Annotated in this window: 15 protein-coding genes; 2 read left to right on the top strand and 13 right to left on the bottom strand. The window is 69.0% G+C overall.

The features are described from left to right. The gene (locus MHN80_RS25935) at positions 1–87 is read left to right on the top strand and encodes an IS3 family transposase (RefSeq protein ID WP_374206312.1); all 87 of its coding nucleotides are present in this window, start codon (positions 1–3) and stop codon (positions 85–87) included. An 84-nt stretch (positions 88–171) separates the two neighbouring features. Here the strand turns inward: MHN80_RS25935 and MHN80_RS20325 are convergent, their stop codons facing one another. The 7 genes from MHN80_RS20325 to MHN80_RS20295 form a co-directional block, all read right to left on the bottom strand. Next, the gene (locus tag MHN80_RS20325; RefSeq protein ID WP_239403426.1) at positions 172–1,824 is read right to left on the bottom strand and encodes a cation acetate symporter; all 1,653 of its coding nucleotides are present in this window, start codon (positions 1,822–1,824) and stop codon (positions 172–174) included. Beyond that, a complete protein-coding gene (locus MHN80_RS20320; RefSeq protein ID WP_033206154.1) occupies positions 1,821–2,177 on the bottom strand; it encodes a DUF485 domain-containing protein in 357 nt (118 codons plus the stop codon). Before MHN80_RS20320 ends, MHN80_RS20325 begins: the two co-directional genes overlap by 4 nt. Positions 2,178–2,334: 157 nt before the next feature. Next, positions 2,335–4,101: a cation acetate symporter gene (locus MHN80_RS20315; protein WP_239403425.1), complete on the bottom strand. Its 1,767-nt coding sequence runs from the start codon at positions 4,099–4,101 to the stop codon at positions 2,335–2,337. Beyond that, positions 4,098–4,487, bottom strand: coding sequence for a hypothetical protein (locus MHN80_RS20310; protein ID WP_004022844.1), 390 nt, complete (start codon positions 4,485–4,487; stop codon positions 4,098–4,100). Before MHN80_RS20310 ends, MHN80_RS20315 begins: the two co-directional genes overlap by 4 nt. Beyond that, the gene (locus MHN80_RS20305) at positions 4,480–5,295 is read right to left on the bottom strand and encodes a LytTR family DNA-binding domain-containing protein (RefSeq protein ID WP_101823014.1); all 816 of its coding nucleotides are present in this window, start codon (positions 5,293–5,295) and stop codon (positions 4,480–4,482) included. The genes MHN80_RS20310 and MHN80_RS20305 overlap by 8 nt, the downstream gene beginning before the upstream one ends. A gap of 80 nt (positions 5,296–5,375) precedes the next feature. Continuing rightward, positions 5,376–6,566, bottom strand: coding sequence for a sensor histidine kinase (locus MHN80_RS20300; protein ID WP_101823012.1), 1,191 nt, complete (start codon positions 6,564–6,566; stop codon positions 5,376–5,378). Beyond that, complete coding sequence (locus MHN80_RS20295; RefSeq protein WP_101823010.1) at positions 6,559–7,152, bottom strand: TetR/AcrR family transcriptional regulator; 594 nt, start codon at positions 7,150–7,152, stop codon at positions 6,559–6,561. Before MHN80_RS20295 ends, MHN80_RS20300 begins: the two co-directional genes overlap by 8 nt. 81 nt (positions 7,153–7,233) lie before the next feature. On the opposite strand from MHN80_RS20295, the gene MHN80_RS20290 reads away from it, so the two are divergent. Next, positions 7,234–8,184, top strand: coding sequence for an SDR family NAD(P)-dependent oxidoreductase (locus MHN80_RS20290; protein WP_101823008.1), 951 nt, complete (start codon positions 7,234–7,236; stop codon positions 8,182–8,184). On the opposite strand, the gene MHN80_RS20285 is transcribed toward MHN80_RS20290, so the two are convergent. The 6 genes from MHN80_RS20285 to MHN80_RS20260 form a co-directional block, all read right to left on the bottom strand. Then, a complete protein-coding gene (locus MHN80_RS20285; RefSeq protein ID WP_180819531.1) occupies positions 8,178–9,740 on the bottom strand; it encodes a polyamine aminopropyltransferase in 1,563 nt (520 codons plus the stop codon). The two genes, MHN80_RS20290 and MHN80_RS20285, sit on opposite strands and share 7 nt — an antisense overlap. Before the next feature lie 67 nt (positions 9,741–9,807). Next, positions 9,808–10,233: a DUF350 domain-containing protein gene (locus MHN80_RS20280; protein ID WP_004022849.1), complete on the bottom strand. Its 426-nt coding sequence runs from the start codon at positions 10,231–10,233 to the stop codon at positions 9,808–9,810. A 57-nt stretch (positions 10,234–10,290) separates the two neighbouring features. Then, positions 10,291–10,824, bottom strand: a complete 534-nt coding sequence (locus MHN80_RS20275) for a DUF4247 domain-containing protein (RefSeq protein WP_239403424.1) — start codon at positions 10,822–10,824, stop codon at positions 10,291–10,293. After that, positions 10,821–11,369 carry a DUF2617 family protein gene (locus tag MHN80_RS20270; RefSeq protein WP_004022851.1) on the bottom strand — a complete coding sequence of 183 codons (549 nt, stop codon included), beginning with the start codon at positions 11,367–11,369 and terminating at the stop codon, positions 10,821–10,823. The genes MHN80_RS20275 and MHN80_RS20270 overlap by 4 nt, the downstream gene beginning before the upstream one ends. Positions 11,370–11,427: 58 nt before the next feature. Then, on the bottom strand, positions 11,428–12,063 hold the full coding sequence (locus tag MHN80_RS20265; protein ID WP_004022852.1) for a DUF4178 domain-containing protein: 636 nt from the start codon (positions 12,061–12,063) through the stop codon (positions 11,428–11,430). Between the two features lie 83 nt (positions 12,064–12,146). Next, entirely contained in the window at positions 12,147–13,043 is an 897-nt protein-coding gene (locus MHN80_RS20260) for a TIGR03621 family F420-dependent LLM class oxidoreductase (protein WP_239403423.1), read from the bottom strand. Between the last annotated feature and the right edge of the window lie 112 nt (positions 13,044–13,155).

Raw genomic sequence — 13,155 nt, 5'->3', positions numbered from 1 at the left:
ATCCAGTGGTACAACCACAACCGCACCTCCGAACGCCTCGAGGGTCTAAGCCCGGTGCAATACCGGACTCAGACCCTCGTGGCGTAACCTCCCGAATTACCAGTCCAACTCCTGGGGACCAGTCCACGCAAGGCGGTGGGTTCAAGGAAAAGGGGTGGGTTTGCGAGTGGCCTAGTGCTGCACGGCCTTCTCGGCACCGATGCCGGTGAGGGACCGAACTTCCATCTCCGCGTTGCGTTCCGGGGTGCCGTTGTCCGACGGTGTCGTCAGCGTGCCGACGATGCCGAGGACGAAGGCCAGCGGGATCGAGATTATGCCGGGGTTGGCCAACGGGAACCAGGCGAAGTCGGCGCCGGAGATCATGGCGGTCGACGACCCGGAGACGGCGGGGGAGAAGATGATCAGCACGATCGTGGAGATCAGGCCGCCGTACATGCTCCACAGGGCGCCGCGGGTGTTGAAGCGCTTCCAGTAGAGCGAGTAGACGATCGTAGGCAGGTTCGCGGCCGCGGCGATCGCGAAGGCCAGCGCCACCAGGAAGGCGATGTTCTGACCGTTGGCGAGGATGCCGAGGACGATGCTGACGATGCCGAGGACGACGACGGTGTACCGCGAGACGCGGACCTGGTCGGCCTCACTTGCCTTGTTGCGCTTGATCACTGAGGCGTAGATGTCATGGGCGAAGGACGCCGACGCGGTGATGGCGAGGCCGGCGACCACGGCGAGGATCGTCGCGAAGGCGACCGCCGAGATGATGCCCAGGAGGACGACGCCGCCGAGCTCGAACGCCAACAGCGGTGCGGCGGAGTTCTGTCCGCCCGCGGCGTCGAGGATCTTGTCCGGGCCGACCAGGGCGGCCGCTCCGTAACCGAGCACCAGGGTGAACAGGTAGAAGGCGCCGATCAGGGCGATGGCCCAGACCACCGACTTGCGAGCCTCCTTGGCGGTCGGCACGGTGTAGAAGCGCATCAGCACGTGGGGCAGGCCCGCGGTGCCGAGGACGAGTGCGATGGCGAGTGAGATGAAGTTGATCTGGCTCGTCAGCGATCCGCCGTACTGGGCGCCGGGTGCGAGAACGTCACGCGCGGCGACCTTCTCGCTGGTCGAGTCGGTGACCGCGTCCTGTGCCGCACCGAGGATCGACGACAGGTTCATGCCGAACTTGGCCAGGACGATGAAGGTCATGATGCCGGCGCCCGCGATGAGCAGGACGGCCTTGATGATCTGCACCCAGGTGGTGCCCTTCATGCCGCCGATGAGCACGTAGACGATCATGAGCGCACCGACGACGGCGATGACGATGGACTGGCCGAGGCGTCCTTCGATGTCGAGGAGCAGCGCGACCAGGCCGCCGGCGCCGGCCATCTGGGCGAGCAGGTAGAACAGCGACACCGCGAGGGTCGAGATCGCCGCGGCCAGACGGACCGGGCGTTGCTTGAGGCGGAAGCTCAGGACGTCGGCCATCGTGAACTTGCCGGTGTTGCGCAACAGTTCGGCCACCAGCAGCAGGGCGACCAGCCACGCGACGAGGAATCCGATGGAGTAGAGGAAGCCGTCGTAGCCGTAGACCGCGATGGCGCCCGCGATGCCGAGGAAGCTGGCCGCCGACAGGTAGTCGCCGGCGATCGCGATGCCGTTCTGGGGTCCGGAGAAGCCGCGGCCGCCGGTGAAGAAGTCGGCGGCGGTGTTGTTGTTCTTGCTGGCTTTGATGACCACGAACATCGTGACCGCGACGAAGGCGGCGAAGATGGCGATGTTGGCGACGGGGCTGCCGACGGTCGCCGCGAGGACGGTCACATCGGAGGTGGGCACAGTGGTGTTCACAGCGAGGGTCCGCCTTCCATCTCGTTGCGGATCGCCTCGGCCTTCGGGTCGAGGTTGCGATTGGCGAAGCGTACGTACATGCCGGTGATGACGAAGGTGCTGACGAACTGCAACAGACCGAGGATCAGGCCGAGGTTGATGTTGCCCCAGACCTGGGTCGCCATGAAGTCATGCGCGAAGGCGCCGAGCAGCACGTAGAGGGCGTACCAGATCAGGAAGAACGCGGTCAGCGGGAAGACGAACTTCCGCAGCGTCCGCCGCAGCTCCTGGAACTCCGGACTGGCCTGCATCTCGATGAACTCTTCGCCGGTCGGCGCGTGTGGCGCCGGTGGTGGTTGGTCGACGGTCGACACGGTTCCTCCCAGGGTGACGTGGCCACATGTGTGATGGCTCTGCGAGAGTCAGCCTGAATGAGGTGCAGGTCACGGGCAATCACGTGGCGTGGGTCACACGCTGAAGCCCGCGGTCTGTGCGACGGACGGTCGGTGAGATCCGACGAACGGCGAGCGGTCACCTATCCGATCGGTCATCGGCCACCCGTCCGGGTGTGCGGTCCAGCCCCATCCCGACGCGCTCCGGCACGTGCATCCGTGCGAATGTCCGGGCCAGATCGGCCGGTATCCGACGGCGGGTCATCCGGCTGACCAGCACCATCGTGCCGAACGCGAGCGGCACGGTGATCGCGGCCGGGTAGCCGATCACCACCGCGAGCCACCCGCCCAGCACGTCGTCGTCGACGACCCCGGCGATCGCCAGCATCGTCGCCGACCCCGACGCCGCGCCGCCGACGAGGAGTCCGGCGATGGCGCCGACGGCCGTCAGACCGCGCCACCAGATCCCCAGGACCAGCAAAGGGCACAGTGTCGACGCGGCGACCGCGAACACCAATCCGACGGTCCGGGACAGTTCCAGGGAGGCAGCCGCCAGGGACAGGCCGATGGGGATGAGTCCCCCGATGACCGCGGCCACCCGGAAATCGCGGACGCGGCCGCGCAACAGATCGGTGGCGAGCGCACCGGCGACCGACACGAGAAGTCCCGACGACGTGGCGAGGAACGCCGCGATCGCCCCCGCCGCGACGAGCGCGGCCAGGATCTGGCCGGCGATCCCGCCGACCGCCGCACTCGGCAACAGCAGGACCGCCGCGTCGGCGGTACCCGTGATCAGCAGTTCGGGGACGTAGAGCCGGGCGAAGACCCCCAGCAGGATCGGGAACAGATAGAACAGCGAAAGCAACGCGATGACAGCCAGCGCCGTCCGCCGGGCCGACCGCCCGTCGGGATTGGTGTAGAAGCGCACCAGCACATGCGGTAGACCCATCACGCCGAGGAACGTCGCGAGGATCAGCGACAGCACCTGGTAGAGGGGATGACTGCCGCCGAAACCGCCGCCCGGTGCGATCCAGTCCGCGTTCTGCGTCGGTGCGCCCGCCACGACGGGGGTGGCCGCGCCGGCGTCGAGGAAGATCGTGGAACCCGCGGAGATCACGTGCGGTCCGGTGGTGGCCACCGGCGCGTCGTCGACGACGACTCCGTCCAATGTCCCGGTGACCCGGACGCCTGCGGTCTCGGCGACGGTGACCGACACGTCGGTGGTCACATCCACGGTGGTCGCGGTGGTGATGCGCGGCGGCGCGGCTTCCCCGACGGGCGCGGGGTCCTGGGCGAAGACGCCGATCAGGACGAGCGCGGGGACCGCGATCGCGGTCAGCTTGAGCCAATACTGAAACGCCTGCACGAAGGTGATCGACCGCATGCCGCCGCCGACGACGTTCACGATCACGATGAGGCCGACGCCCACCACCCCGGTCCACACGGGAGCGCCGAGCAGGATGTTGAGGGTGAGTCCCGCGCCCTGGAACTGGGGGATGAGGTAGAGGACGCAGACGACGACCACGACCAGCATCGCGGTCTTCCGGACGGCGGTGGAGGCGAGGCGGAACTCGGCGAAGTCGGGCACGGTGTAGGCCCCGGAACGACGCAGCGGCGCAGCGACGAACAGCAACAGCCCGAGGTACCCGGCGGTGAACCCGACCGGATACCAGAGGGCGTCGGCGCCGTACTTCGCGATGAGCCCGGCCACGCCGAGAAACGATGCCGCCGATAGGTATTCACCGGAGACCGCGGCGGCGTTCCAGCGTGAGCCGACGCTCCGCGAGGCGACCAGGAAGTCGGAGGTGGTGCGCGAGAACCGGCCGCCCCAGGCGCCGACCACGATCGTGGCGATGGCGGCGGCGAACAGCCCGACCGCGGTGAGGACGTGGACCTCGGTGGTCACGGCGCGCCTTCGTCGGACACATCGTCATCGACGAGGCCCATGAAGTCGCGTTCGGCCTGTTCGGCGAGATGGACGTAGAGCCGACCGGCGAGGTAGAGGACCGGGAAGGCGACGAGCCCCAGCACCAGCCAGATCAGACGGATACCGAAGATCTCGGCGTCGGCGATGCCCGGAAACAGCCAGGCGGCAACGGGTATGGCCATGGCGACGGCGAGCAGGGCGCCGCCGAGCCGGAGGCCGAGACCGAGCTGGGCGCGCATGAGGCCCCGGACGAGGGCGTCGCCGACCTCGGTCTGTTCCTGGACCTCGACGCGGGTGCGCACCATCCGTGCCCCGCGGCGTGAGGCGAGCACGACCCGTTCCCGCTGGGGTGGGTGTTCAGCCATCGTCGCGGCCGGCGGGGGAACGGTACTGGCGCAGTGGGTCCCGGATGAGACGGTCCTTCAGTTCGCGGACCTGACGCCGGCTCACGGGTAGTTCGACGGCGTCCGAGGCGCCGTTGGCCCGCACGCACACCACGGTGCCGCCGCCGACGCTGCGCAGGCCGGTCACCATCGGCAGCGCGACGAGGTAGGACCGATGTACGCGCGCGAAACCGGTTTCTTGCCAGCGTGATTCGAGGGTCGACAACGGGATGCGCACGAGGTGGGCGCCCGAGTCGGCGTGCAGGCGGGCGTAGTCGCCGACGGCCTCGACCCAGGAGATCGAGTCGCGCCGGACGAGCGAGGTCACGCCGCTCATCTCCACCGGGATGACCTCGTCCGTACCGGTGCGACGCTCGGGACGAGCCGCCGGCTGGGCGGGTTCGGGCGCGCGTTCCCGACTGTCGAGGCTGGCGCGGACCCGCTCGACCGCCTGGGTGAGACGTTGTTCGCGAAGGGGTTTGAGCAGGTAGTCGACGGCCCCGACCTCGAACGCGTCGACCGCCCGGTCGTCGTGGGCGGTGACGAACACGATCGCCGGGGGCGAGGCGTATTTCGCGAGCACGCCGGCGAGTTCGAGTCCCGAGAGGCCGGGCATGTTGATGTCGAGGAAGATCGCGTCGATGCGGTGCTCGTTGAGTTCGCGGAGGGCGCCGGTGGCGTCGGAGGCCGAGTGGACCTCGGCGACGTCGTCCTGCCGGTTCAACAGGTAACCGAGCTCGTCGAGAGCTGGTGGTTCGTCGTCGACCGCGAGCACCACCAGTGCGGTCATGGAACACCTCCCGCCTCGACGACAGACCGCAGTTTACCGCCCCGGTCTTCCGGCGCCCGCCGGAACCGTGCCGTGCGTTGTCACGCCCGGATGCCGGCGCGGAACTTCGGGACACGCATCCCGACCTTGGTGCCGGCGCCGACCGCCGTCTCGACGACGAGCCCGTAGTCGTTGCCGAACGCGGCGCGGAGCCGATGGTCGACGTTGGTCAGGCCCACGTGGGCACCCTCGCTGTGATCGAGGGCGTCCAGCGCGCCGCTGCGCAGGAGTTCGGGTTCCATGCCCACGCCGTCGTCCTCGACGGTGATGACGCAGTCGGTGCCCTCGTCGGCCGCGACGATCGTGATGGTGCCCCCGCCCTTCGACGCCAAGCCGTGTCGCACGGCGTTCTCGACGAGCGGTTGCAGGGCGAGGAACGGTACGACGACGTTCAGGACCTCGGGCGCGACATGCAGTCTGACGTCGAGTGCGTTGCCGAAGCGGGCGCGTTCGAGCGTCAGGTAGCGGTCGATGTTGCGCAATTCGTCGGCGAGAACCGTGTATTCACCGGCCGCGCGGAAGGAGTACCGGGTGAAGTCGGCGAAGTCGAGGACGAGTTCGCGCGCCCGGTCGGGGTCGGTCCGCACGAACGAGGCGATGGTGTTGAGCGCGTTGTAGATGAAGTGCGGACTGATCTGCGCGCGGAGCGCGAGGACCTCGGCGCGGTTGAGCCGTGCGCGTGAGGCGTCGAGGTCGGCGAGTTCGATCTGGCTCGACGCGTACCGCGCGACTTCGGCGATAGCGCCGAGCATTCCGGGGCCGGGCCGTCGCGTGGTGGCGACCACCAGGACCCCGACCCCGACATCGTCGGCGACGAGGGGCTGGGCCACCAGCGCGCGTACCGGCGACTCGGCCCCACTGGGGTCGGTGAGCAGTACGCGCCGGAGGTCGCCGAGCGCCGAGGCCGCCGCGCGGTCGGCATGCGCGAGCATCTCGTCGTCCCAGATGTCGTCGCCCTCGGGCAGATGGGCGAGGCGGCTCGGCTCACCGTCGTAGAGCGCAACCGCCTCGGCGGCGGTGAGCGTGTGCAGGTGGGGCAATGCCTCACGTGCGGATTCCGCCGACAGTCCGGTTCGCAGGGAGCGCGCGGCGAGGGACGCGGTGTGCAGTGCCAGGTGGACCGCCCGCTCGGCCGGGGTTCGTACGACGCGCCGGGTGCGGATCAGCACCACGACGCCTGCACATGCCAGCACCCCGAGGAGGACGAGAGCGATCGTCACGCCGCTAGACATCGGCGCCCCGATCGGCGTCCGCGGTGTGCGGCAACGACGACACGGCGAGATCGATCAGGGTGTGTCGGTCGGCGTGCCACTTGTCGGGGGGCAGGTGACCGTGGGTGTCCAGGTCGGTGAGGCCGTGGGCGGTCGCGAACAGCAGGGCTGCGTGGTGTCGCGCGGCGTCGGCGCCGACGATGCGGCTCACGAGGAACACCAGGCGGTCCTGCGCACGCGCGGCGGCCGGGATCGCCGGCGCGCCCACCGGTGTCGCGAACATGAGCCGGTACAGGTGCGGCCGACCCAGTCCGAGGTCGGACAGTGCGTGCAGCCCCGATCGCACGGCGTCCTCGGCCGGCAGGTCCGGGTCGGTCGCGATGACATCGAGTCCGTCCGCGACGACTGCCCAGGCCTCCGCGGCCACTGCTGCCAACAACTCGTCCTTTCCGTCGAAGTGACGGTAGGCGGCGGAGCGGGAAACCCCTGCGCCGCTGCCGACTTCGCGGAGAGTCACCGCGTCGGGTCCGCCGCGGTCGAGGAGTGTCGACGCCGCCGCCAGCAGCGCCTGGCGGGTGTGTGCCGCGCTTTCCGCCCTGGTGGTCATCGCTCCACCCTACAGTTGACACCGTCAACCGAATGCGGTTTCCTGGGTTGACAACGTCAACTGAATGAGGCGGGAGCCGACATGAATCCATCGCCTACTGCGAACCCGGCCTGGACGCTGGTCATGACGGGTGCCACCCGCGGCCTCGGCCTGGTCGCTGCCAGGCACGTCGTGTCCACCGATCCGTCGTGTCATCTCGTCGTGATCGCGCGCGGGGGCGGACCCGCGGGGTTCGTGGACGGCTTCGGTGCCGGTGCCGAGCGCGTGAACGTCGTCGATGCCGACCTCGCCGACATGGCCGCCACTGTCGCCGCGGCGACCACGATCCGGCGGATGCTCGACGACGCGACGCTGCCGCCGTTACGCGGGCTGGCGGGCAACGCGGGCATCCAGTACCTCGACGACCAGCACGTCACCGCGGATGGGCTGGAGGCGACCTTCGCGGTCAACGTCCTCGCGAATCACCTGCTGATCGGTGAGCTGAGCGGACATCTGGCCCTCGGTTCCCGAATCGCCATCACGGTGAGCGACACGCACTTCGGCGATTTCCGGCACAACCTCGGAATGGTCCCCGCGCCGCGGTGGACGAGCCCGGCACGCCTGTCCCGGCCCGGTGCGTTCGGGGTTTCGAGTCCGGCCGCCGGCCGCACCGCGTACTCGACGGGCAAACTGGCGGCCATCCATCTCGTTCACGAGTGGGCGCGCCGACTCCCCGACGGCGTCGAGATCGTCTCCTACAACCCGGGTTACGTGCCCGGTACGGACCTGGCCCGGGCGGCGAACGCACCGCAGCGGTTCGCGAACAGGTGGGTCCTGCCGGGTCTGGCCCTGGTCGGCCCGTTCGACCGGGTGCCGACGGCCGGCCGACGGCTCGCCGAGGCAATTCTCGGTGTGCCATCGGCGAACACCGGCGCCTACCTCGACCGCGGGCGGGTGTCGGAGTCATCCGCCGAGAGCCATGACCCCGATCGTGAGCGCGATCTGTGGGCCCATCTCGAGCACCTCCGTTCGAGTACGCTCCGACGTCAGTAGGTCGCCCACTCGCCTTGCGCGTACCGCAGGATCCGGGGGTCCATGAGCGTGGACGGAGGCAGGTCCAGTTGCTGCCGATCGAGTGGGAAAACCGTTGCGGCAGCCAACTGCTCAGGGCTGAGGAACCGGAGCGGTCCCGGCGCCCGCACCGACGGGGTGGCCCGGCCCTCGACACCCGCCAGGTGGAAACCCCAGTCCCCGAAGGCGGGGACGTCGACGTGGTACGGGGTCGGGTCCAGTCCGGCCGCACGCATGGTCGACGCCACGCACCAGAACGACTTCGGCGCGAAGTAGGGGGAGCCGGCCTGGACGACGGTGCGGCCCGTCTCGGCGAGATGAGCGCGGACCATCGCGTAGAACTCGGTGGAATACAGCTTCGCGGTGGCCGAGTCGTCGGGGTCGGGCATGTCGACGATGATCACGTCGAACCGGCGGTCGGTGCCACGTAGCCAGGAGAAGGCGTCGGCGGCGATCACCTGGGCTCGTGGGTCGGTCATCGATCCCCGGTTCAGCCTCGTCAGACGCTCGTCGGTCCGGGCCAGTCGGATCATCTCCGGATCGAGTTCGACGAGCGTGACGTCGCGCGCGTCGGGATAGGTGAGCACCTCGCGCAGCGCGAGTCCGTCACCGCCACCGAGGATCAGAACGGAATCGTGCTTGCCGGACATCGCCGGATGCACCAGGGTCTCGTGGTAGCGGTGCTCGTCGACCGAGGAGAACTGCAGGTCGCCGTTCAGGTACAGCCGGGTGTCGGCCGCTGCCCCGAAGCGGTTCTCGGTGATGACGATGTCCTGGTACGCGCTGCGCTCGGCGGCCACGATCGGGTCTCGGTACAGCGCCTGGCGAGCGGTGACCTCGAAGCGACCGGACAGCATCAGCCCCGCGACCAGGACGGCGACGACCCCGATCGCCGACGCGGACAGGACGAGCATCTGGCTGCGCGACATCGACTTCCGGAAGACCACGAAGACGAGGAAGCAGCCGGCCGCGGCGTTGACGAGTCCGACCACCAGTGCCCCACGCAACTGGCCGAAGAACGGCAGCAACAGGAACGGGAAACACAGTCCGCCGACGAGTGCGCCGATGTAGTCGACGGCGAACATGTCGGCCACCGCCGAGCCGGCCTCCTGGCGTCGTATCCGTTGCAGGAGGACCATCAGCAGCGGGATCTCGGCGCCGATCAGAAGGCCGAGGACGAAGGCCACGAGAACGAGTGCGGGCGTGTACAACTCGAGGTACGCGAATGCGGCGTAGAGCGCCATCACCGACAATCCGCCGATGAGTGCGAGCAGCAGTTCGATGACCGCAAAGGCCGTGACGGATTGCGGCTGGAGCGGTTTGGCGGCGAGCGACCCGATCCCCATCGCGAAGACCATCACCGCGAGGACGATCGACGCCTGTGTCGCGGTGTTGCCGATCAGGAACGAGCCGAGCGAGACCAGAGCCAGCTCGTACACCAGGCCGCAGGCGGCGCAGACGAAGACGACGGCGAGCAGCCCGGCGCGGGCGAACCTCGGTCGCAGCGCCAATGCGTCCGGTGCTGCGTCGGTCGCCAGCGGACCGCGGTCGTCCGGAGTCGGGTCGTGGTCGATCACGGACGAGCGGGGGACTGTGGTGACACGGTCACAGGATGGAGGCGGCGACGATGATCGACACCCCGATGTGCGCGATGCCCTGCACCCAGACCGCCGGGTGGCTCTCCGGATGGACCAGCAACTCGCCGAGATTCCCGGGGGTCAGCAGGTCGATGACGAGGAAGGTCACCGCCATCACGATGAGACCGATGGCCGAGTACACCGCGGTGTAGGCGAGTCCCTCGAGGAGTCGGCCCTCGCTCGCGACGATGGCCGCGGTGACGATGACGGCGACGGCGAGCATGTTGGAGCCCACCAGGATTCCCGCGTTGCGGTTGCGGTCGGTCCACAGCTGCGAACGGAGCTTTCCCGGCGTGAGGAGGTCGAGGATGCCGAACGAGATGATCATCAGGATCACGCCGACACCGGCGTAAGCGCCTGCAGCGTAGGCGTTCTCAGCGATATCAGCGAGCATGGTCTTCTCCGTTGGTTGATCGGACGAGTTCGATGGGGAGTTCCGGACGGACAACGATCATTTGCCGCCACCGCCACTGCCGCCGCCGCGGTTCCCGCTGCCGCTACCCGCGTAGCGCGGGGTCGGTACCCAGAAGGCGCCGACGTAGGGGTGGTAGTGGTGGTAACCCGACCGGTAGTCGCGGCTGAGCATCACCCGGGTGGTCCCGGCGGCCAGCGGGAACAGACCGACGAGATAGTCGGGATACTGCAGGAATTGGGTGCCGGCGATGTTGCCAGTGCCCGAGGCGCCGCTCCGCTGGTCGCTGGGACGTTCGGCGTCGCGGATCTCGTTCGCGACCTCGGCGGGGCTTCCGTCGGCCACGTAGGCGTCGACATCGCCCTCGTCGAGGGCGGTGTCGCGCTCGTAGTTCTGCGTGATGTAGTCGCGCGCCGACCCGCCGATGCCGCCGCCGCGCGCGACTCGCGCGGTGCACGCTCCGATGAGCGCGAACACGGTGAGCACGACGATCACGCCGATGATGATGTTGCGGGTCTTGTTGAGCCGTCGGCGCGGGTCGGGCGGCCCGCCGGGCGGGGGCGCTCCGGTCATGGGCGGGCCACCGGGCCGCGGTCGATCCTGCTGGAGGTGACGACGACCTCGGCGGCCTTCGGGTAGGTGTGCCAGGTGTGCCAGCTGATGGCGTCGTCGGTGGACTCCGAGACGATGGCGGTGACGGCATACGGCTCGCCCGGGAAGTGACCCATCACGCACGGGTGGCCGGTCGCCGACTGCTCGGTGACGCGAGCGGCCAGTTGCTCGACGAGGGCGGCGAGCTGGTCGGGGTTCACGGACTCCACACGGGAACTGAAGTAATAGCCGCTCTCCTGGAAACTCTCCGGGAGCGCCGAGGTCACTTCCGGCAGGCAGGCGACGGTCTCGCAGATTCGTTGCACCCCGTCTTCGACGAGCACCTGATGGCTCGCGCCGAGCAGGCGCACCGACACGGTGATGCCGTCGATGTCGCGGTCCTCCTGGGCCAGGGGTTCCTGCAGCGGTGCGCTCAGCGAGAATCCGAGCTGGGCCGCGCTGGTGTCGGCGTAGGCGACGGCCAGCTGGGCTGAGGGGTCGCCGGGGTGTCCGAGGTTCTCTGTCATGCGTGCTTCGATCTCCGTGCTCAGGACGTCTGGGTCGGGTGGACGGCGGTGAGGGCCGTCAGGGCGTCTCCGGAGCCGGGTTGCTGGGATAGATGCGGTAGTCCGCGCGTGCCAGCAGTTCGCCGCGAGCGCACTCCCAGCCGCTGCCGTAGTCCTCGAACGACAGGCGGTCGGGGCCGGCCTGGTAATCGTGGTAGGCCATCCGGCCCGACGCCGCGACCCCGGTGGTGCCCGCGGAGGTGAAGCGCGCGGAACCCGCTTCCTCGGACCGGTATCGACGTCCCTCGAGTTCGACGGTGTCGGCGCCCGGCGTGACGGTCGCCCCGGGCACCTCGTGCCACAGCACCACCTCGAGGTCGGGATCGTCCTCGACCGAGATCCAGGCCTTCGACCCGACCCCGGTGTCCAGGAAGTTCTCCGTCCAGGTGTACCCGTCCTGCGTCAGGCGCAGCGTGCCGCGGACCGCGTAGGTCTGACCGCGCAGCTCGACGAGGTCGCCGGGTTTCAGATCACGGGGATCGCCGAAGACGGAATCGTCGTCGGCCGACGAGAACGGGTCGCCGGGCCGGTAGGTCCGCTCACGCAGGGCGTCCTGCTCGGCCTCGCGGGCCTTGCGATTGCCCAGGAAGTTGAAGATGACGACCACCGCGATGATCGCCAGCAGCGCCACGATGACGATCAGCAGGAATTCCACCCGACGACCCTATCCGGATCGGTCACTCGTCGTCAGGTGGGTTCGACGATGATCGGCGGGCTGAATGATGCCGGGGCCGGCGCTCACGCGTCGACGGCACGCAGTTCCGAGATCACCGGGGCGAACGTCTCGAGTGCCGGTTCGAGCACGGTGAGATAGCTGATGCCGGTTCGGGCGCGGAGTTCGACGAGGCGTGCGGCGATGTCGGAGACGGATCCGATGAGCACCGACGGCAGGTCGATGAACTCCTGGGCACTCATCGACAGTTCGTGTCGTGCGATCAGCTCCTCGGCCACCGTCGTCGCGTCGTCGGTCACCTCGACGATCTGCATCAGCAGATTCCATTCGACGTCCGGGGCGCGTTCGCCTGCGGCGGCGCGGGCGAACGCCACCCGTTCGTCGAAGTCGGCTGCCGACAGCGGTTCCAGATCGCCGTCGGGACCCGTCCGGGCCGCCGTGAATCCGACGACGTCCGCGTGCTCGGCGGCCATCCGCAGCACCCGGTCGCCGTTGCCGCCGAGCAGGAGCGGTACCCGCGGCTGCACGGGACGCGGCCGGTGATCCCGGTCGGCGAGGAGTTCGGTCACCTGCGAGACGGTCACCGCCAGATGGTCGACGCGTCGCCCCGCGGACCGGAATTCGATCCCGGCTGCGTCGAACTCCGCCCGGACGTACCCGGTACCGAGGCCGAGCTCCACCCGACCGTCGGACAGTTGGTCGACGGTGGCCACGTCGCGGGCGAGCAGCGCCGGATTGGTGAACGCGGCGTTGAGGACGAACGGGCCCACGCGCAGCCGTTGGGTCGCGGTGGCTGCGACCGCCAGCGCGGGCCACGGGCTCGGGATGCCCAGATGGTCGGGGACGAGGAGGACGTCGTATCCGAGCTCTTCGACGGAACGTGCACGAGACCGCCATGAGGCAGTGGTGTCGACGGCGAGCATGTTGACGCCGAATCGGAACGCCCTGGACGCGAGTGCCATGCCACCAACGTAGCCAGGGGTACCGCGCTCGACCATGCCGGCGAACGGACGCCGGCGGCAGCCTTGCACTCGCAGTGGTCGAGTGCTAAAAACGAGGTTGGCACTCACGGAC

This window comes from Gordonia sp. McavH-238-E (assembly GCF_022348225.1).
GTDB lineage: Bacteria > Actinomycetota > Actinomycetes > Mycobacteriales > Mycobacteriaceae > Gordonia > Gordonia terrae.
The sequence above is the reverse complement of the archived record's forward strand: the minus strand, read 5'-3'. Positions and strand labels throughout refer to the sequence as shown.